General features: G+C 35.7%; 18 protein-coding genes and 1 other RNA gene. 2 read left to right on the top strand and 17 right to left on the bottom strand.

Annotation, left to right across the window (positions count from 1 at the left end; genetic code table 11):
• Position 1: 1 nt before the first annotated feature.
• The 5 genes from pcrA to JC2156_RS02505 form a co-directional block, all read right to left on the bottom strand.
• Positions 2-2,311: a DNA helicase PcrA gene (gene pcrA, locus JC2156_RS02520; RefSeq protein ID WP_006845258.1), complete on the bottom strand. Its 2,310-nt coding sequence runs from the start codon at positions 2,309-2,311 to the stop codon at positions 2-4.
• Positions 2,312-2,314: 3 nt separating this feature from the next.
• Entirely contained in the window at positions 2,315-3,451 is a 1,137-nt protein-coding gene (locus JC2156_RS02515) for a THUMP domain-containing class I SAM-dependent RNA methyltransferase (RefSeq protein WP_006845257.1), read from the bottom strand.
• A gap of 235 nt (positions 3,452-3,686) precedes the next feature.
• An RNA gene (rnpB, locus tag JC2156_RS08685) (RNase P RNA component class B) lies at positions 3,687-4,059 on the bottom strand.
• 49 nt (positions 4,060-4,108) lie between these two features.
• Positions 4,109-4,444, bottom strand: a complete 336-nt coding sequence (gpsB, locus tag JC2156_RS02510) for a cell division regulator GpsB (RefSeq protein WP_006845256.1) — start codon at positions 4,442-4,444, stop codon at positions 4,109-4,111.
• Positions 4,445-4,518: 74 nt separating this feature from the next.
• Positions 4,519-5,079: an SLOG family protein gene (locus JC2156_RS02505; protein ID WP_006845255.1), complete on the bottom strand. Its 561-nt coding sequence runs from the start codon at positions 5,077-5,079 to the stop codon at positions 4,519-4,521.
• Between the two features lie 360 nt (positions 5,080-5,439).
• Here JC2156_RS02505 and recU point away from each other — a divergent pair, with 360 nt between their 5' ends.
• Together recU and JC2156_RS02495 are read left to right on the top strand one after the other, a co-directional pair.
• Positions 5,440-6,039, top strand: a complete 600-nt coding sequence (recU, locus tag JC2156_RS02500) for a Holliday junction resolvase RecU (protein WP_006845254.1) — start codon at positions 5,440-5,442, stop codon at positions 6,037-6,039.
• Positions 6,040-6,067: 28 nt separating this feature from the next.
• Entirely contained in the window at positions 6,068-8,416 is a 2,349-nt protein-coding gene (locus JC2156_RS02495; protein WP_006845253.1) for a transglycosylase domain-containing protein, read from the top strand.
• Between the two features lie 70 nt (positions 8,417-8,486).
• Here JC2156_RS02495 and JC2156_RS02490 read toward each other — a convergent pair whose 3' ends face one another.
• The 12 genes from JC2156_RS02490 to JC2156_RS02435 all read right to left on the bottom strand — a co-directional run bounded on the left by JC2156_RS02490 (position 8,487) and on the right by JC2156_RS02435 (position 21,849).
• On the bottom strand, positions 8,487-9,677 hold the full coding sequence (locus JC2156_RS02490; protein WP_006845252.1) for an MDR family MFS transporter: 1,191 nt from the start codon (positions 9,675-9,677) through the stop codon (positions 8,487-8,489).
• A 100-nt stretch (positions 9,678-9,777) separates the two neighbouring features.
• Positions 9,778-10,581, bottom strand: a complete 804-nt coding sequence (locus JC2156_RS02485) for an amino acid ABC transporter substrate-binding protein (protein WP_006845251.1) — start codon at positions 10,579-10,581, stop codon at positions 9,778-9,780.
• Positions 10,578-11,216, bottom strand: a complete 639-nt coding sequence (locus JC2156_RS02480; protein WP_006845250.1) for an amino acid ABC transporter ATP-binding protein — start codon at positions 11,214-11,216, stop codon at positions 10,578-10,580. The genes JC2156_RS02485 and JC2156_RS02480 overlap by 4 nt, the downstream gene beginning before the upstream one ends.
• A 12-nt stretch (positions 11,217-11,228) precedes the next feature.
• Positions 11,229-11,882, bottom strand: coding sequence for an amino acid ABC transporter permease (locus JC2156_RS02475; RefSeq protein WP_006845249.1), 654 nt, complete (start codon positions 11,880-11,882; stop codon positions 11,229-11,231).
• A 337-nt stretch (positions 11,883-12,219) separates the two neighbouring features.
• Positions 12,220-12,831: a rod shape-determining protein MreD gene (mreD, locus tag JC2156_RS02470; protein ID WP_006845248.1), complete on the bottom strand. Its 612-nt coding sequence runs from the start codon at positions 12,829-12,831 to the stop codon at positions 12,220-12,222.
• A gap of 151 nt (positions 12,832-12,982) precedes the next feature.
• Positions 12,983-14,206 (bottom strand): multidrug efflux MFS transporter, encoded by a 1,224-nt coding sequence (locus JC2156_RS02465; RefSeq protein WP_006845247.1) that lies wholly within the window; start codon positions 14,204-14,206, stop codon positions 12,983-12,985.
• Between the two features lie 193 nt (positions 14,207-14,399).
• Positions 14,400-14,939 carry an NADPH-dependent FMN reductase gene (locus JC2156_RS02460; protein WP_006845246.1) on the bottom strand — a complete coding sequence of 180 codons (540 nt, stop codon included), beginning with the start codon at positions 14,937-14,939 and terminating at the stop codon, positions 14,400-14,402.
• A gap of 103 nt (positions 14,940-15,042) precedes the next feature.
• Complete coding sequence (locus JC2156_RS02455) at positions 15,043-15,474, bottom strand: MarR family winged helix-turn-helix transcriptional regulator (protein ID WP_006845245.1); 432 nt, start codon at positions 15,472-15,474, stop codon at positions 15,043-15,045.
• A gap of 192 nt (positions 15,475-15,666) precedes the next feature.
• The gene (gene glyS / locus JC2156_RS02450) at positions 15,667-17,739 is read right to left on the bottom strand and encodes a glycine--tRNA ligase subunit beta (RefSeq protein ID WP_006845244.1); all 2,073 of its coding nucleotides are present in this window, start codon (positions 17,737-17,739) and stop codon (positions 15,667-15,669) included.
• Between the two features lies 1 nt (position 17,740).
• Complete coding sequence (glyQ, locus tag JC2156_RS02445; RefSeq protein WP_006845243.1) at positions 17,741-18,667, bottom strand: glycine--tRNA ligase subunit alpha; 927 nt, start codon at positions 18,665-18,667, stop codon at positions 17,741-17,743.
• Positions 18,668-19,016: 349 nt separating this feature from the next.
• On the bottom strand, positions 19,017-20,822 hold the full coding sequence (gene pepF, locus JC2156_RS02440) for an oligoendopeptidase F (RefSeq protein ID WP_006845241.1): 1,806 nt from the start codon (positions 20,820-20,822) through the stop codon (positions 19,017-19,019).
• Positions 20,823-20,841: 19 nt separating this feature from the next.
• Positions 20,842-21,849 carry a competence protein CoiA gene (locus JC2156_RS02435; RefSeq protein ID WP_081482754.1) on the bottom strand — a complete coding sequence of 336 codons (1,008 nt, stop codon included), beginning with the start codon at positions 21,847-21,849 and terminating at the stop codon, positions 20,842-20,844.
• Positions 21,850-21,940: the final 91 nt, after the last annotated feature.

Here is a 21,940-nt window from a genome sequence, read left to right as displayed (position 1 = left end):
TTTAGCTTTGCTTTTTGATGGGGGCAAATGCTGCCAATAGTCGTTTAATTCCTTGTGATGCAAAGGCAACATCTAATTCCATATCTTCACCCAACCCATTAACCTTAACAACTGTTCCAGTTCCCCACTTTTTATGAGAAACCAAATCACCAACCGCCCAGTTGGATTGTTCGTCAGATGTAGTATTATTTGGTGCTTGATGTACTTGCCGCGTTGAAGTTAAATTCCGGCTTGTACTTGAATTTGTTCTTTGATTAGGCTGGGCCTGACGTCCTTGAAAGGTTGTACCAGTTACTGATTGCGTTCGTTGTGCAAAAGGTAAACTAGCTTCCCGCGCTCTATAACTATCTAACTGACCTACAGTGGAAAGATCCAAATATTTTGGTGAAATTTCATCAATAAACCGTGAAGGCATATTGTTATTCATCTTACCGTAAAGCATGCGTGTGTAAGCGTTTGTCAAATAAAGTTTTTCCTTAGCCCGAGTAATACCAACATAGGCCAGACGACGTTCTTCATCCAACTGTTTTGGATCAATAATAGCCCGGAATGATGGGAAAATTGATTCTTCCATCCCTACCAAAAAGACAACTGGAAATTCAAGCCCTTTGGCTGCATGCAAAGTCATCAAGGTTACATTATTATCATCCTCATCAACATTATCAATATCGGAAACCAAAGCCAATTCACTCATAAAGTCTACATATTTAGAAACGCTTTCTTCATCTGGAACGTAATTTTTATCAAATTGTTCGGTCACCGTCAAAAATTCATCCAAATTTTCTAAACGATTTTCGTTTTCAGGCGTAGGACTAGCTTTTAATGTTTCCACATAATTCGTTTCTTTATAAATCACCCGTGCTAAATCAGTGATTGAAACATCAAATTGTTCTTGTTGAATTAGATTTTGCATCAATGCTGCAAAATCCATAAATTTATTTTGCGCCCGACTTTGTAAATCATTCATTAAATTAGCATTAGCCGCTGCCTCTAGAAGAGGCCAATTATGCTCACTAGCAAATGCCCGTAACTTAATAATTGACGTATCACCAAGCCCCCGTTTAGGTTCATTGACCACTCGTAAAAAGCTTTCATCATCAGCAGGATTCGTAAGGAGTGAGAAGTACGCTAAAATATCACGAATTTCTTTTCGATCATAGAATTTTGAACCACCAACCATTGTATATGGAATATTAGCTTTAACTAACGCCTCTTCTATCCCACGTGATTGGGCATTTGTCCGATAAAGGATTGCAAAGTCTCGATATTGTCGTTTCTCATTTTTAACTTGATTCGCAATTTCACCTAAAATATAAACAGCCTCATCTCGGTCTGAATTTGAACGATGATAAGTTATTTTTTCACCATCACCATTCTCAGTCCACAAATTTTTAGTAATTCGCCCATTATTATTAGCAATTACCTCATTAGCTGCATTTAAAATCGTTTGAGTCGAACGATAATTTTGTTCCAAAAGGACTTTTTTAGCCCCTACATAATCTTTTTCGAAATTCAAAATAATTTCTAAATTAGCACCACGCCATCCATAAATACTCTGATCAGAATCACCTACAACAGCTAAATTTTTCCAACCATCAGCCAATAATTGAATTAATCGATATTGAGCATCATTAGTATCTTGATACTCATCGACATGAATATATTGGAACTTATCTTGGTAATACTGTAAAACTTCTGGTTCTTGTTCTAAGAGCTCGATCGTCAACATAATTAAATCATCAAAATCCACAGATTGAGATAAGCCTAATTGTTTTTGATAAGCAGCATAGGCTTTCGCCACAATTTTACCAAATAGGTCATTAGCCGTTTTAGCATAATCGACGGGAGTTTCCATGGCATTTTTAGCATTTGAAATTGCACTCAAAACACTCCGAGGGTCAAACTTTTCAATATCAACATTTTGATCTTTTAAAATTCGCTTAACCAGCGTTCTTTGAGTTCCGGCATCAATGATCGTAAAATCACGTTTATAACCTAATTTATCAATATCGCGTCGTAAAATTCGAACGGCCATGGCGTGAAAAGTCGAAACCCAAACTCGATCAGCATCCTCAGCCCCAATTAAATCAGCAATCCGTTCTTTCATTTCTCGTGCAGCCTTATTGGTAAAAGTAATAGCCAAAATCCGCCAAGGCGCCACATTTTTGTCTTTAATTAAATGTGCAACCCGATGTGTTAAAACCCGAGTTTTACCAGATCCCGCCCCAGCCATAATTAACAACGGACCTTCCGTTGTCGTCACAGCCTCAGCCTGTTGTGGATTCATGCCCCTTAACATTTCTTGACTCATTAATTAACGCTCCTTTTTTCCCCAATATTGATACAAATCAACCTTTAACGCTCCATTATAGAGTTTACGTTTCTTCGTTGCTTTTTCTCCATATGCCTTTTCAAATTCTTCATCACTAGTCAAAATATATTTTGACCAAGTTGGCATATTTTTATAAATATCACCCATTTCGCCATATAAACGACGGACGGTTTCTTCATCACCTAATCGTTCTCCATAGGGAGGATTAGCGACAATAATTCCATTTTTATCTTCAGGGACCCAATCTTTAGCTGCTAATTGCTTAAATTCAATATCTTCCCCAACGCCAGCTTTATTCGCATTATCTTTAGCAATATCAATCATATTTTCATCGATATCATAACCTTTGATGTTTAATTCAACATTAAAATCAATCATACCTCGGGCGGTTTCTTTCAATTCTTTCCCAATTGATGGATCAAACATTTCCCAATCAGAAATATCAAATTCGCGATTAAGTCCTGGTGCGATATTTCGACCAATTAAAGCAGCTTCAATTGGAATGGTCCCAGATCCAGTAACGGGATCGACAAACGGATTATCAGTAAACCAATGAGCCAAATCTACAAGAGCTGCTGCCATAGTTTCTTTCAATGGCGCTCCTCCCTTTTCAGTTCGATAACCTCGTTTAAAGAGGGAGTCTCCAGTAGTATCTAAAGTAATCATGACATGATTTTTATCAATTGCTGCCTCAATTAGATACCGAGCACCGGTTTCAGGTAAATGGCCTCGTGTATTATACGTTTCAGATAAACGTTCAACAATTGCCTTTTTTGTAATACTTTGGACTGTTGGAACGGAATGTAAGATTGACCCTTTTGACCGACCATTGACGGGGAATTCCGCGTCATAAGGCAAAATTTCTTCAAAAGGATAAGCTTTAACTCCTTGAAATAAATCCTCAAAAGTTTTGGCTTCAAATTCAGTCAAAACAATTTTAATTCGATCCGCTACTCTTAACCACAGGTTAGCTCGATAAATATCAGTCAAAGTTCCTTCAAAGAACACTCGACCATTTTCAGTTCTAACTTGATAACCTAAATTTTTTAGTTCTTTAGCAACAATTGCTTCCATCCCAGCGCCCATGACAGCCATTAATTTAAAAGTTGGTTCGGTCATCCTATACTCCTCATTCGTAAATATTAAGCTGTCTCCTTCAATAACTGAGTATCAACTTAATGCTAGTTCATTTTCTTTAAATCATTAAAAACTATATTTTATATGTTTCAACAAGTAACCTCACTTCAATTTAAATTATATCAATTTAGTGAGCAAACTTGTTTATTACTTTTATTTTTATAAAAAATACAAAAATAAAAGCCGACACCCTAAAGTGTCGGCTGCCGGATGTGTTAGCTGTAAGCCATGTTTTGTTCCAAACAGAGCTTGGCAGGCTTTGTTTGGTGGCAATCATCTATCTCAGATATTAAAAATATCTCCCCGATCATCACTTCAATTTGTTAGATCAAGCGCCCCTACCAAAGTTTGGGTTGCCCGCTCGTGGGGTTTACCGCGTTCCAGCCTTTCCATTTCTAAAAAGGTTCGTCACTGTGGCACTTTCACAACTATTAAACCGTGGTTTCCTTTAGGTCATTCGTTGGCCGTCAACCATTTACATGGCTGCCTAGCCTTATTTTTTCAGCTAGCGCGAACACTACTGGCATCACAGCCAGTGCGAGCATGGACTTTCCTCATACCATAAAAATGATACGCAATTACCCACTAACACAACATCCTAAATTATACACCAAATGCTTCGCAATTTATAGTGTTTTATTATTCTGTTTTTTCATTAGCTGTTCCAAAGACACGCCGTTCTAAATTAGAGAGCCGCTTTAAGATATCCATATTTGCATTTGCTGAAGGAGTTGCCGGATTACTAGTACTGGTTGTTGCTGTAACTGAATTAGCTCGACGTGTTAACTCAGCAATTTCCAACTTTTGTTTCTCAATGGTTTCTTCTAATTCACTAATATTACTTTCAAATATTTGATAATCCGCCATTAATTCATCAAGATAACTATCAACATCATTAGTATTGTAACCTTGAATTGCAGTTTTCTTAAAATCTTTATTAAAAATTTCTTCAACGGTGTGCCGTACTTGTTCCATAGTGGAGCTCCTTTATTTAATCTTGTTTCAAGTTTACCAGTTTATCTAACTTATTTCATCTGAAAAAATAATTTTTACCATTCTCGAATACTTTCAGCATATTCATCGGAATATTCTTGTAAACGGTCAAAATCAACTAAAGTAATCGGATATGAACGATTTTGCTGATATTGTTGCATAGCGGCATACAGGAAACGAACCTTACTTTCATCTGCTTGTGGATCATAGAATAGAATTACTCCATCTGTATGCTTTAGCATAAAATTTTGATAATTTTTGAATTGCTGAGGATTTTTATAAGGTTCTGGACTGACGCTTTGTGTAAAATCCACTGCTGTTTTTAATTGCTGAAGTTGAGCCTGATTGTTTTCATTCCACTGTCCTCCAAAATCAATAAATGGAGTCATTAGGGCTGTTTTTAACAGCGGGTTATCCAATCTCAACGCATTTGCGGTTTCTAATGCATATTGATCTATACCTAATTGTCCACCCGTTATAACCCACTCTAATCCTTCATCTAATGCTCTCTTCAGCAACTTTTCAAGAGCAAATTTAATAACAGTGACTTTAGGATCTTGATTTCCAAAAATGCCTAATTCAAAACTTCTAAAACCAGTGATCCACAGTCTTGTCATACGTAAAATTCCTCTTTCAACGTAATAATCCTAAATATTATATAAACAATAATATTTTAACCACAATTTTCTTAGATTAAAATTAAAAAATAATCAATCCATCCCTCAATTGCTGATAATTCTTCCTATTAATTATAGCAGAAAATCAAGATTCAATCGGTTCATATCACATTTTATGAGATTATTTTATCTAAACTAGATCATCCTATAATCTAGTTTATTTCTATCATCTAGAAACAAAAATTATAAATTGCTGATAAAAATATACCTCAATTAATAAATTAAATCCCCTCAATATAGGACTAGTCTGGGTAATTTTGGTATAATAATAACAATTATCTTTCATATGGAGGTGTTGCGATGACCATTAAATACCCAAATGGACAACCATTTGAACCATCGCGATCAACAAAAAATGACATAAAACGTCCTAATCAAGGTCATCGTGGAATGTCTTTAGAAAGCGAATTAAATCAAGCCAATCAATTTTATCTACAAAATGGTTTGGCTAACATTCATAAAAAGCCAACCCCTATTCAAATTGTAAATGTTGAGTATCCAAAAAGATCAGCCGCCAAAATAACAGAAGCTTACTTTCGTCAAGCTTCAACGACTGATTATAATGGAATTTATCAAGGACGCTATCTGGATTTTGATGCCAAGGAAACAGCCAACCAAACCTCATTTCCACTTAGTAATGTCCATCAACATCAAATTGATCATTTAGATGATATTAAACGGCTTGGTGGCCTAAGCTTTTTTATTATTCGTTTTACAAAACGTAATGAAACCTACCTGATTGATAGTAGTCTCTTAATCACTTATTGGAAAAATCGGCAAGAAAACCGTAAGTCAGTTCCATATACCGAAATTGTCGAACAAGGAATCTTAATCCCAACTGGTTTAAGACCTTCCCTACCTTATCTCAATGCAGTTGATCAATTAATTGCAATACATTAAATTTATATTATTCAAGGAGAACGATCAAATGCCTGATCAAAATCTTTCTAGAGCTAATCGCACACATCCTAAAAAGAAGCGTGCCAACCATCCGCTTAAAAAGCGAATCTTATTCATTGTTGCAAGTGTGATCGGAATCATTGCCATTATTGTGATTGCTTTGGTTTCTTACTGGTCCATCACTGCTCCAAAAGTCACTAATGCCGGTTTAGCCGGTTCATCTCAATCTACTATTTTAGATAAAGATGGAAATACCGTTTGGACAAGTGGTAACGAACGACGTGAAATTGCCCGTCAAAGTGAATATACTGATACCATGAAAAATGCGGTCGTAGCTATTGAAGATCGACGATTTTATAAGCATGGTGGTATTGATATTCGTCGAATCGTTGGCGCTGCTTTCGCTAATCTAACTGGTTCATCACTTGGTCTACAAGGTGGATCTACCTTAACTCAACAATTGATCAAACAAACAGCCTTTTCATCAGCCACAAGTGATCAAACCCTAAAGCGTAAAGTTCAAGAAGCTTGGATGTCAATTAAAGTCGAAAAACAATATTCAAAAGCTCAAATTTTGACTCTTTATATGAACAAAGTTTACATGGGTAATGGGGTCTATGGAATGAAGACCGCCGCTAAATTCTACTATGATAAAGACATGGAAGATTTGACCATCCCACAGACTGCTTTGATCGCTGGATTACCTCAGTCTCCTTCGGGCTATGATCCATATACTAATCCAAAAGGTGCTAAATATCGTCGAGATCAAGTCTTAAATGCGATGGCTGAGTATGGCACAATTTCCAAAAATGAAGCTCAGACTTATAAAAACACCCCAATTGATGATGGATTAGTTTCTTCTCACCCTGAAAATGATGAAGAAGCAGAGAAAGAAAAAATATCAGACTCTTATGTAACTTCTGTTTTAGCTCAAGTCAAAAAAGCAAAATACGATGTTAATCGTGATGGTTTAACCATTAAAACCAATTTGGATGGTGATGTTCAAAACAAAGCTTACGATATAATTAATTCATCAAATGGTAATTCATATGGGATTAACTTCCCTGATGACGAAATTCAAACGGCTGTAACCATTACGGATCCACAATCAGGGGACGTCATTGCACAAATTGGTGGTCGTAATCAGGACAGTTTGCAAGGCCTCAATCTAGCTACTTCTACTCAACGATCTGGTGGTTCAACGGTTAAGCCTTTAATTGATTACGCTCCTGCAATTGAAGAATTTAACTGGCCAACTTATCGAGCCGTAGACGATTCTTCATCATTTAAATATGCTGGAACTGACCTCAATGTTGGTGACGCTGGTATGACAAACAACTTACCTTACTCTAAACAAAGTGGACAACAATATGTGACAATGCGTAACGCTCTTTCACGTTCATTGAATGTACCGGCTTTGCATACATTAGAGGGACAAAGTACACTACCAAATGGTAAAAAAGATGAGTACGTTGGCTATACGCGGGCTGGTGACTTCCTTAAAAAATTAGGCATCAATCAAAAGTTAACTGGTGGTTCTGCAATTGGATTTAACATCTCAACTGAACAAGAAGCAGCAGCATTCTCTGCCTTTGCTAATGGTGGTACTTATTATAAGCCTTCTTATGTTAAGTCTATTACAACAAGAGAAGGTAAAGTTACTGATATGAGTAGCAAGGGAACCAGAGCGATGAAAGAATCAACTGCATTTATGATCAATAATATGCTACAATCTGTATTCACTGCTAAAGCTCCTTGGAACTTAGGTTATGACAAGTACATTCATTCCGATTATAAGCAAGCTGCTAAATCTGGAACCGTTGCTTACCCTTCTGACTCAAAATTCCCTAGTAATAGTGCTCAAGATCTTTGGTTTACTGGTTTCACTAAATCTGCTGCTATTTCAGTTTGGACTGGATATGATCAACCCATGCAAGTTGATACTCCATTAAGTTCAACTTCGCAATTGCCAAGTGAAATTTATGACACTTTGATGCAATATGTTATGGATAAAAATGATGGTGACGGTTCTAACTGGCGAGTTCCGTCATCAGTTACGAAAGTTACCAAGTACGGTCAAACTGAATATGAGGTCAAGGATGCCGACTTTAAGGATCCGTTTGCTCATCGTGTATTTGGTTCAACTACTGCTGTTAGTGGATCTTCTTCTTCTTCCATTGCACGATCTTCTACGATTTTCTCAACGACTAAAGAATCATCATCAACACAACAACAGAGTCAAAATAGTACTAATTCTACTACTACTTCAACTTCAAATACAACGCCAAGCACAAGTAGTTCAGCTACGTCTTCAAGTACTAGTCAAACACCGACTCCTACTCCTGAACCAAGCGGTACAGATAGTAAAAATGACTAAATAAAAAACGTATTCAAATATTGAATACGTTTTTTATTTACATAAATAGATCATTAACGTTTTATATGTTTTAATAAAGTGTCGTTTTCTTAAACCCAATCATAATAATTAAGATAACAAATACCAATGTTATTGCAACTAGCCCTGCAGCTAAATAAAACATTGAATGATATCCGAGACGCTCAATAAAGAATCCTCCCATCAATGGGCCAATCGCTTTTCCTGCTGATGGTGCTGCCGCCACTAATCCTTGGAATTGTCCTTTAAAGTTCAATGGTGTTAACTCATTTACCAAGGCAGGGATCATTGGGAACGCAGTTGCTTCGCCCAAAGTTGTGATAACCATTGCCAAAGCAAATCCTTTAAAATCATCAACAAATGGCAAAATCAAGAATGCCAAGCCAAAGCAAGCAATACCTCCATAAATTTGGATCCACATCATTTTACGATTAGTGGAAAGATTCAAAAAATTAATGGTTAGTTGCACAACCGCTACCAAAAGTCCATTAATCGTCCAAAGCATTGAATATTGCCACAATGGTAAATGTAAAACATCAGACATATAGACAGACAAATTCCCTTGCCACTGAGCATAAGAAATCCAAAGAACGCTCAGTCCTAAAATCACCGTCCAAATAATACGTAAATTCCAGGTTGGCAATTTAATTTTTTCCATATTTTGATTACCATCTACTTGCGCTTGTTCTAGCTTAAAGTTAAAGAATTTTTGAATAATAATAAAAAGAGCACTGTACATGATAAATGAAATAATAAAAAGCCAAACAATACCATAGTTATAAATTGTACCAACCATGGCAGTAGCAAAAACCATACCAAAATTAGCAATAAAATATAACATATTAAAAACATATCGGCCATCATGACCTCTAACCTGAGTCCCATATGAGTTAATTGTTGCTGTATTCCAACCACTAAAAATTCCCGTAACAGCTAAAATAATTGGGTAAGCTGGCCAACCATGCCAAAGAATAAAAGCAACTTGTGAAAGTGCCATGACTCCAATCCCAATTCGAATGAGGTTAAATGGTTGCATCCGGTCAAAAAGCCGCCCCGAAATAACGCTACCGACCATTTGACCTACAGCGTTCATTAACATAACCCATCCAACAGTAATCAATGTTTGACCTAATTGATTATGTAAATAAATAGAAGTTAATGGCCAAATAAACCCTAAAGCAAAATTATTAATAAAACTCGCTATTAACAGCCATTTTAAAGACATACCTTTTGTTGTTTGCATCCAATTCTACCTCCCCTAAAAATAATTTATAAAAATAAAAAATGAAGGCGCGTGAACGACCTCATTTTTTGGTAAATATTATTTGATTGATGTTGCCGTATTAATTAAAATATTTTTCCGTCAACTCACTTATAGTACTATCTTTTTCAAATTTTGCCAACTGTTTATTTACGGCTAATCTTAATTTAACATCTGATTTCCGGAAACCAACTACAAATTGTTCCTTTGGAAATCTCGTTTGAAGCATCTGAAATTGATTACCTTGAGCCGAATGAGCTATATAATAACGCGCATAATCACTATCAATTAAGACCCCTTGAATTCGATCTACTTGTAAATCGTTCAGCGCCTTTGAAAAATCATCATACTGAACGGTATCACGAATGATGCTTTTCAAAATATGTGGTTGTCCATCATAACTTGCTGCTCCAGAAGAACCCGTTTGAATCCCTAAATCGTGATTTTTTAAATCTTTAGCTTGCTTAAAGTTATGATCTTTTAAAGTTAAAATAACTTGCTCATCTTGGTGATATGATTCTGAAAAGGCAACATGTTTTGCTCGCTCGGGTGTCTCAGTATAACCATTCCAAATTGCATCAATATGCTTAGATTTAAGTTCTGTTTCTTTCATTGACCAATCAATTACTTGAAATTTAACTTTTAATCCCATCGCTTGAAAAGTTTTTCGTGCAAGATCAACATCGTAACCAACTAACTCGCCTTTGGAATTTCGAAAACCCATTGGAACGAACGTATCATCGACTCCAATAACGATCACCTTTTTCTGTTGTGTTTTACCCCATTGGTCTTTGGGGTGATTAACTTTCCAAGTTAACCCACCAATAATTCCTATTAATATTACAAAAACAATTAAATTACCCCAAATTTGTTTTTTATGTCTCAACGTTGAACCTCTTTTCCAAAATCAAACGTTAAATCTGCCACAGCTTCAGCAAATGGTAAGTCATGAGTAACAACCAACTGTGTAACCCCTTGGGATTTCATTTGTTGCATCACATGAACAACTTGCTGCGTTGAAGCTGCATCTAACCCTGAGGTTGGTTCATCATAAGCCAACATACCCGGTTGCATAGCTAGAGCACGCGCAATCGCAACTCGTTGTTTCTGACCACCAGATAATTGATTAGGATACTGGCTAGCTTGATCAAACAATCCTAATTCCTTTAAAAGCTCTTCAGCTTTTTTATTTGCCGCCGATTTTGAATCTTTTAAAACGTTAATTGGGGCCAAAGTAATATTTTCCTGGACTGTATACTGGGGGAAAAGGTTAAAGTCTTGGAAAATAACTCCAACTTGAGCACCTTTACGATTACCAGTTAAATCCAGTCTTTCTCCATTCAATTCCATCGTACCTTGATCAGCTGGTAATAGTCCGGCAATAATTTTTAAAAATGTCGTCTTCCCAATTCCAGATGGTCCTACTATCGCCATGATTTTTCCAGTTGGGATCGTCAAAGCTAAATTTTTAAAGATAAGATGGTCAGTGTATTTTTTTTGTAAATCTTTAATTTCTAACATATTCAATCCTTTCTAACGATCCAAACGATCAAAATCTAATGAATTTTCAATTTTTCGCATAATCAATGTTGCAGCAACAGTTAGGATCAAATATAGAGCTCCAACTAATAAATATGGCACTAGAGTAACATCCCGTGCTGCAGCAATGTTTCCAGCTCGCATTAAGTCTCCTAATCCAATAACATAAACCAATGATGAATCTTTAACCAAATTAACCACTTCATTTCCAACTGATGGCATCACGATTTTAACTACTTGTGGTAAGATGATTTTTTTCATAGTTTGCCATTTGGAAAATCCTAAAACCTGAGCCCCTTCATATTGTCCTTGAGGTACACTTTGTAATCCACCTCGAAAAATTTCAGCAAAATAAGCCGCATAATTCAATATAAAGGTGACAACAGCCGCTTCAAAACGAGGGAAAGTTACAATCTGTGCCAAGCTAAGTCCATAGTAAACAAAGACAATTTGTAATAGCAATGGTGTTCCCCGCATTATCCAAATATAGAAGTTCATCAACAATTTCAATAGTCCAATTTCAGAACGTAGAGCCATTGCAACTAAAACACCTAATGGAATGGCACCAACTAAGGTTAATCCAAACACCCCAAAAGTCATTTTCAAACCATTTAACATACTAGGTAAGATTGACCATAAATAATCCATAATTCTCCCCATCCTTTATTAATAAAAAAAGCCCTCAAGATATGATTAACATATCTTGAGGACGATCGAATTCGTGGTTCCACCTCAATTTTTGTACGCTATTACTAACGTACACTCTGCCACCACTATTAACATAATGGCGGGAATCTATAACGCGATCAGCCGAAAAATCATTACAATTTTCAAACAAACATAGGTGTGGTTCGAATCATCAATTTGATTGCTTCTCAACTTCAGCGCAACTCTCTGAGCAAATTAAACGACCTACTCTTCTATGTGAATTTAATTTATGTTGTAAGAATAAGCGTTTTAATACTAAATGTCAAATAATTTTTGGTTACATTCGATCAGAACGCTTAAAAATCAGGCGATTATTTATTTGCTTATTTTCAACTTGGTAGTCAACTAAATTAGGTGACTCTAGCCAACGATATAAGATACTTAATGCTGGAAAAAACACAATAAAGAATATTAAATTGATCAAAATTGATGGGAACATATGAAAAATAATAAACTCTTGTAAGTTAGCTTTCGCCACATTAATAATTCCAAATGCTAGATAATCAAAAATCAAATAGATACTAATAACCACAAAGAAAATTAACATTTCCCAGAAATATGAATATTCAAAATATTTTTGAGCCCACACAGCTAAACCAACCATTAACGGGAAACCAATCAATGATACTCCAACATACCCCGTATAATAAAAATCGTAAACTAATCCGACAATCCCAGCTAAAACATATAAATTAATATGTTCATTTAAATTATTATCAACTTTAACTAGGATAGGCATCAACAAGACTAGTAAAACCAATAACGGACTAGCCGACATTGGTAATTTATATAAAACTGGGGCCCAATTTAAAGCAATAACGCCATCTAAGATTAGTGCTAAAAACACTAAAACTGGATGAACCCATGATATTTTAAAATATTTTGACATAATTGTAACCAGCCATTCTCAATAAGTTTAATTTACATATAACTTTATTATTATACTATCAAATGAAACAATTTACTATTTATCTTCATCGTTCTCAACCAGTCTATCTTCGCTGGCATTTTAATTCATTATGCAGAATCACACAATCAATTTAAGCAATCCCATCTTGTCGCAAAACTTTGGTATTATGATGGAACCATAGCCCATTAATTCCAATAATCAAAGCAGAAATAATAAAGACTCCTTGGTAATCAAATAATCCAGTGGCTACAGCCCCAATAATTGGACCCGCAACGGATCCTAATGATTGAAAACTTTGATTATAAGCAAACATCCGGCTCACCACCTCATGTGGTGTCGTCTTAGTAATCAAAGTTTGAATTGATGGCATCATTGTTGAATCAGTAATTCCAACGAAAAAACGTAGTGCTGCTAGTTGCCACACAGCACTTACCCAACCCATGGGTAAGAATACAATCACTCCTAAAATAAAACCACTTAACATCACTTTTGAGGTTCCATATTTATCCCCCAATCGACCTAACTGAGGAGCAAAAATAAGAGACGCCACACCAGGTGTTGCAGCCACTAATCCAGCCAAAAATGCCGTATTATTGGCATTGTGCGTCAATTCTTGCACAAAGAGGGCCAGAATTGGATTAATTGATTGATTTACAGCCATAATCATCATGGTTGTAATAAAGAAGCCCCACATAACTCTTGGATATGGTAACATCGCAAATACTTCTTTTCGTGATAACGTTTGCTGTTCTTCTTTAGCTTTAGGGGAAAATTCTTCTTTAACCCAAAATATAACCAATACCGTTGCCGCTAAGATCAAACCACCAGTCAAAGTAAATGAAAAACGATAACCAACTGTGTCTGCTAAAACACCTCCAATTAACGGTCCAAGCAATGTTCCAGCTGTAGAACCAGTCATCATAATTCCCATACTATATCCTGATCGCTCAATTGGTGTTTCTGAAGCAATCAAAGCATTAGCATTAGAAGTAAAGCCACCTAATGCTCCTTGAATAGCACGCAGTAAGATTAATTGCCAAACATTTGTTACTAAGCCCATTAAGAAGAAAGCTACACCCATCGCCAAACCTGCACGAACAATCATTTTCTTACGACCCTTGGTATCAGCTAAACGGCCCCAAAATGGTGAGGCAATTGCCATCGTTAAGTAACTTCCTGAAAATGCTAGGCTTGAATATAAGCTCAACATACTTTTAGAATAATGCCCTAATGTGTTTATGTACAGGGAAAGAAATGGTGTTACCATACTTAATCCAATTCCGGTTAAAAAGACTCCTATCCACAAAATATACATATTGCGTTGCCATACTGGCATTGTTTTTATTTTATTCACAACTAAAATAACCTCCTCTTAGATCACTCTTTATTTTCTGCAATATCTTAATAATATAATTGCAATTTAAAATTCCACTTAAACAAGCCTATCATTTTTTAACCTTGTTGGTTAATACTTTTTTATAAGAAATTAAAAAAACGAGCTTAAAAGCCCGCCTTTTTTTAATTATTAAAAATGCATCTTATAGCCATTATTTCTTATTATTAACAAAATTTTCAAAATTATTCATAACTATATCTAACCAATTAACTGTGCTCTCGTCATTTAAATTATTATCTAACGTTAATTTTTTATGTCCTCCGCCAATTAACACATCATTGCCAATCAAAACAGGAGAGCCTAGTGCAGATAAAATATCCCGCAAATGTAATTGCGCATGAACTGTTCCTAAGAATCCTGGAGTGGTTCCCATCATCATTGATGGCTTATTATTAATCACGTTATCAACACGCGATATCCAGTCAATAGCATTCTTCAATACTCCTGGAATTGATTGATTATATTCTGGTGTTACCCAAATCACACCATCGGCGGCTTTAATAGCATTTTTAAATGCTATAACTTCTGGAACCATATTTTGTTCATCATCACGATTGTACATTGGTAGTTTATCAAGATGTAATACTTCAATTTCATTATTTTCATTACTATACCGTTTAGCTACAAATTGAGCTAAACGCATATTTATAGAATCTTTACTAATACTTCCTACAATAGCAACATATTTCATGAACTTAATCTTCTTTCTTTATTTCATTTTTTAACATCTGACATTTACCTATATTATATATATCAATAAAATAAAAATTCAATATATATGAACACATCTTTTACTATATCTGACTGCTTAAATTCGTAACAATTTTATCTAATATCCTATTCAAAAGGTCTAACTCATCTTCTGAAACATCTTTTAACATCATAGTATCAATAATTTCAAGATATTTATCATTTGCAACAACTAGTTGTATCCCTTTTTCCGTTGGTTCGATAAATTTTTCTCGGCGATCATGTATATTAACCGATTCAATGGTATAACCATCTCTAATCAATCTTCTTAAAACACCACTTACTGTGGCATGCCCTTGTAAACTAGCTCGTTCAATCTGTTTCGTTGTCAAATTATTATCACGATTCAATACTATAAATTTTAAAAATCGTAGCTGAGTCGCCGATAATTTTTTATTTTCAACTCTTCGCGTAAATTCACGGTCAGTCAGTAATGATGCTGCCTTAATTTTCCCGCCAATATCGTTCAACATCATATCGATAATTACCTCATAACATAATATAGGTCGCATGCGACATAGATTATGTTAACTCGCTTTTGATTAAGTGTCAATAACGTTAATACCAATCCTGGTTTTACTTTTACCAGTTCACAATAAAAGGCTAGACCAAAAAAAATCGGCCTAACCTTTTCGATAATAATTATCGATGATTAAAATAACAGTAAATTATTTTAATTGTAATTCCAAAACATTCGCAATTTTAGTAGTTTCAGTTTGAACCTGTGCCAAAGTTGCCAAACGGTTATTTTTAACAGCTTCATCATCTACCATAACCATCGTTTGATCAAAATAAGCTGAAATCAATGGCTCCAAATTCAGCAATTGTTGCAAACGATCCTGTGTTTGATCCTCTTGGAATCGCTTCATTCCGCGATTCAAATCCATCTCAGCCTCATTTTCAAATAAAGCAGGATCGACTTGTGCTGATGTTGGGTTCTTAACTACCAGACGAGCCACCCGACTTAACGCTTCCATCCCACTTCGGAAAGCTGGAGTTTGGCTTTCAACCTGTAACATTTTAGCATTAGCCAACATTGATACCATATCGGAGCTATCATTTTTAGTAACTGCATCGATAATATCACGTCGAATTTGTTGATCTTGTAATTCTTTAACTACTCGATCCGTTAAGAAGTGGATTACATTATTAATTTGAGCTGGTAATTGATCTAGAATTGGCGCTGGCAATCCAGATTGATCGCCTTGCTTTTGCATGGCTACAATAAATTCATCCAAAATTTGATTCAAATCAAGATGCCATTGATTATCTGCCAAGATATCCACTAATCCAGAAGCAGCTCGACGCAATGCATATGGATCATTTGAACCAGATGGGATCATATCACCAGCAAAAAAGGCCATTAATGATTCTAACTTGTCTGCCACTGCCAAAACCTTACCTAGTTCAGAAGTTGGTAATACTCCATCCGCGGAAATAGGCATGTAGTGTTCACGAATGGCTTGGGCTACAGCTGATTCTTCTCCAAAGTGTTGAGCATAAATTTCACCCATGACACCTTGCAATTCATCAAATTCGCCAACCATTCCTGTCATCAAATCAAATTTATAAATTGAACTAGCACGGCTCAAAAGTTGCTTCGTCTCCTCATTAAATGATAAATGAGCAGAAATAATATCAGCTAGTACCCGTACTCGGCGAGTATGTGCAGCAACTGAACCTAATTTTTCATGGAATGAGACTACTTCTAATTTTTCATTATAGAAATTAATGTCATGCTTTTGATCTTCTTGATAGAAGAATTTAGCATCTTCTAAACGGGCTACCAAAACTTTTTCATTTCCAGCAATCACATTTTCAAGGTGCTCTTGATTACCATTTCGAACTGAAATAAAGAATGGTAGTAATTGCCCTGCTTGATTTTGAACGTGGAAGAATCTTTGGTGTTCTTTCATTGAAGTAATCAAAACTTCATCTGGTAGTTCCAAATAATCATCAGAGAATTGTCCTGCAAAGGCCGTTGGGAATTCAACAATATTATTCACTTCTTCAAGTAATCCAGCATCAACTACAACATGCCAGTTATTATCAATTCCTAATTTCTTAATTTGATCTTTGATCATATTTTTTCGCATTTGAGCATCAACAATCACTGATTCGTTTTTCAAACTATCTACATAATCTTTTGCATGTCTAATTTCAACATCATGACCTAAGAAACGATGTCCACGAGATGTTCGATCAGTTTTTACATCTAAAACTTCAAATTCGATTAAATCGGCGTCCAACAAGGCTACCATCCAACGAATTGGACGAACATATTCAAAGGTATGTCGTGCCCATTTCATAGTTGTTGAAAAGGCCATTTTTGTCACAACTTCATCAAAATGGCTTAATACTTCTTGTGCTGATTTACCTACTTCATGTCGGCTTAATGTAACAAACTCTTGTCCATTAAATTCTTTAAAAATAATGTCATCAGTGGTCATTCCTTTTCCACGTGCGAAACCTTGTGCCGCCTTGGTGAAATTTCCATCTGCATCTAAAGCAGCCCGCTTGATTGGGCCCTTCATTTCTTCTTCAATATCAGAAGCTTGATTTGCAACATCATGTACCAAAACAGCTAACCGTCGCGGTGTAGAATATGGTTGAATTTCTCCATGTTCTAAGCGATGTTCATCAAAAAAAGCTGCGGTTCGCTCAACCAGTTGGTTAATGGCTGGGGTTACTAAATGTGCAGGTACTTCTTCTAAACCAATTTCCATCAAAAAGTCAGCCATTTTAGTTTTCCTCCGTTTCATCTGGTAAATATTTATTTCGTAGTGCTTCATCCTTTAATAATGGGAATCCTAACTTTTTACGCTCATCAATAAAGGCCCGTGCAACTTGGCGCGCCATCTTACGAATCCGACTCAAATATTTAGCTCGTTCCGTAACTGAAACAGTTCCCCGAGCATCTAACAGATTAAAGGTATGTGAAGACTTTAAAATATAATCGTATGCAGGGTGAACTAACCCTTGATCCAATAAACGTTGTGCTTCTGCTTCATATTCATCAAAATGCCGTAATAACATTTTTTGATCAGATTGTTCAAATGAGTAGGTTGAATGTTCAAATTCAGGTTCTTTGAAGATATCACCATACAAAACCCCATTTCCCCATTCCAAATCATAGACTGTTGGAACATTTTGAATGTATGATGCTAAACGCTCCAAACCATAGGTGATTTCAGAAGTCACAGCGTCAACTTGGATTCCTCCAACTTGTTGGAAGTATGTAAATTGCGTCACTTCCATTCCATCAAGCCAGATTTCCCAACCAATCCCAGCTGCACCCATTGAAGGGTTTTCCCAGTTATCTTCCACGAAACGAATATCGTGTTCAAGTGGGTCAATTCCCAATTCTTCAAGAGAAGCTAAATATAGTTCTTGAATATTATCAGGAGAAGGCTTCATAACTACTTGAAACTGGTGATGTTGATACAGACGGTTTGGATTATCTCCATACCGACCATCTGCTGGACGACGTGAGGGCTCAACATAAGCGGCATGCCATGGTTCTGGACCATTAGCGCGCAAAAAAGTGTACGGTGACATAGTCCCCGCCCCTTTTTCTGTGTCATATGATTGCATCAACATCGCCCCTTGCTTGGCCCAAAAGCCTTGCAATTTTAAAATAATATCTTGAACTGATAAAGTATTACTCATTTTAATTCCTTTCTCCAACTAGTTTTTTGATTGATTTCAAAATAAAAATCCCTGCACCAATCAAATTAAACATGATTGATGCAGGGACGTTTTTAACGCGGTTCCACCCTGCTTCCAAACGATAATGTTAAGATCATCATTTGACAGCTTCATTTAAATTTTAAAGCGCTCCCGTAGCTCCCCATAAAAAGATACAATTATCCTCACATTAACGATAACTTGCTGAATGCATCTAACTTTATTTTTTCTACGATCTTAGCGTACTAGAAAATTATATGCCTAAACTTATCTTTCAGCAAGACCTAATTAAATCTAAAATAATTAGAATAACCTCGCTAAAATATAATTATTAAAGCGTATCAATAATAGATTCAAATTCATTTAGACGTTGTTCAAAGACGTCAAAGGTTGCTTGTAAATAATCCGTTTTAGCCATATCAACGCCAGCTTTTTTAATAACTTCCAATGGAAAATCTGATGAACCAGCTTGTAGATAGCTCATATAAGCAGCCACTCCTTCAGTTCCTCCATGCAAAATTTGCTCTGCTAAGGCCGTCGCTGCAGCGAAGCCAGTCGAATATTGAAATACATAGAAATTGTAATAGAAGTGTGGAATACGAGCCCACTCATATGCAATTTCTGGATCAACGGTCAACGCTGGACCATAATATTCTTGATTCAAATCCAGATACGCATCATCAAGAACTTCTGCCGTTAAAGGTACCCCGCTTGCATCCTTTTCGTGCATCCATTGCTCAAATTCAGCAAATTGAGTTTGCCTAAACATAGTTCCCTTGAATCCATCTAGGTATTGATTCAAGATATAAGCTCGAATTTGTGGATCCGTAATTGTCTTTAACAAATAATCAGTTAATAGATTCTCATTGGTAGTTGAAGCGATCTCAGCTAAAAAGATTGGGTAATCTCCATATTGATAAGGCTGATTATTTCGAGTTTGATAACTATGAACCGAATGTCCCATTTCATGAACCAGGGTGTACAAATTATTTAAATTATCCACCCAATTTAATAGCATGAAGGGATTGGTATCATACGATCCTCCCGAATATGCTCCACTACGTTTCCCTTTATTTTCAACAACGTCAATCCAACGTTCATCAAAGGCATCATTCATAATTGATAGATATTCATCACCCATAGGCTTCAGAGCTTCCAAAGCCATCGCCTTAGCTGATTCATAGTCGATATCAAAATCAGGTGTTCCTAAAATAGGTGTATACAAATCATATGAATGTAATTCAGGTAACTTCAACATTTTTTTACGAAGTGCTACATAACGATGTAACAGAGGTAAGGCTTGATGTGTAGTTTCAACCAAATTATCATAAACAACTTCTGGAATATGATTTTGTGCCAAGGCCGCTTCACGAGCTGATTGATAGTTTCGAACTTGCGCTTGAAAATTTTGTTGTTTAACATTTCCACTAATAAGTGTTCCAAACGTATTCTCTAATTGCGCATAAGATTGATAGAAAGTTTGAAAAGCATTTTTACGGACTGTTGGATTAGACGACTCTAACAAGCGGCTATAAACACCATTCGTCAATTGTTCGAATTCACCATCTTCATTTTCAACTGCTCCAAATTCCATATCCGCATTATCTAAAATACTAAATGTATTTTGCGAAGCATTAAAGACTTCAGAAGCCCCAGCCAAAAGTTCTTCGCTTTCCCGTGATAGAACATGCCCTTTTTGCGTTAGAATCGTTTCAAAATAATGTTGATAGTCCTTTAATCTAGGCTCAGTCTCAAACATTTCAGCTAATTGTTGATCCGAAAGACTTAATACTGCTGGATCAAAGAAGGCAATTGCACTTGATACTTGTGCCGCTAAATTTCCAGCAATTGCATTTAAGCCTTGATAATATTGATTACCAGTATCTTGATCAGACTTCATTGATGCATACACATATACTTTTTCTAAATCACGCATCAAGCTTAAACCATATTGTAGAGCTTGATATAAATCTTGACCAGAATTAGACACCTTTTCAGCCAAAGCATCTGATAATTCAAGTCGTAGATTCAAATCTTCAACAGCAGCGTCAAAAGCTTGATCATCTTTAAAAATCGTTGTTAAGTCCCAAGTTTGGCTTGTAGGCACTTCTGAACGGATTGGAATTTCTTTTACCATTAATTTTCTCCATCTCTCTTTAATTTATGTATTTAATTCTACCACTATCCTTTCCAATAAGGGTTTCATTATGTTGATGCAATGACATTATTTTTAAATCTAAATGATTAAACCAAGTTGGTTCTCGTAATAAAAACCAATAATTTGATTCCCATGAAACCAACTTTAAATTAGTCCACTCACTTAATACTTGATCCAACCAAAGCCTTTGGACAACTCCTTGATCCATACTACAAAATTCATACCAAGGTAAAGTTTTAGTAAAATCAAACAGTGTATCTTTTGTACATCGTTGCTGTTCTTCAATAAATAAATATAATTGAACTAATGCCAAGGTATTAGAACATTTTAGCCCACCAGTTAAATGTTTAAAATTATGCAACTCCCATGGAATTCCCCATAGCGAACGATGCATTTGATAAAGTTGATTATTTATAATATTAAATGATTTGCTCTGTCTCACTAATTGCTTGATTTGTAAATCTGCTAATTTTTTCAGCTTTACATAATTTTTTATTGACCTTTGACCATCTAATTTTAACCATGGAATTTTAAATAACTGTTTCTTTTGGGTATTCCAAAAACATATCCCAATTTGATTTGCTCCGATGGGCTGAGCAAATTTAGCCAAAGTCCCATCCTGTAATTGTTTTTTCTGATATGGCTTTCCTAAAATCCATCGGACTAACAATCCCATTTGTTGATATCCCAGATTACGTGCCTTTATATATTCTATAGTAATTGGTGAACATTGATATTCAATCATAAATTTTTGCTTTTTCTCAGGATACAAGAGCATCATGTCTGGTCGTTGTTTGATTTTTGGTAAATATTGTTCTAATTCTACCTGATAACCCCGTTCAGTAAAATAAGTAGCTAATTGATATTTTCCAGAAACATGCTCTTTACTTTCATTGTCGCTAAAAATTTGACATGATGCTAGTGCTTGGTGTGCAAAATATGGTAGCCTAATCTGTCCAAATCTTAAAAGCACCAACTGATGACAGTCTAAGCATCGATACTCTATATCTCGATTAGCACATTTAGCACTTGTAACTTGGTTTGTATGTTGATTAATTGCGAATAATATTTTTATATCTCCAATAAAAAAAGTCCCT

The sequence above is a fragment of the Weissella koreensis KCTC 3621 genome, assembly GCF_000277645.1.
Note: the sequence above shows the minus strand (reverse complement) of the source record. Positions and strands in the feature narration are given on the sequence as shown.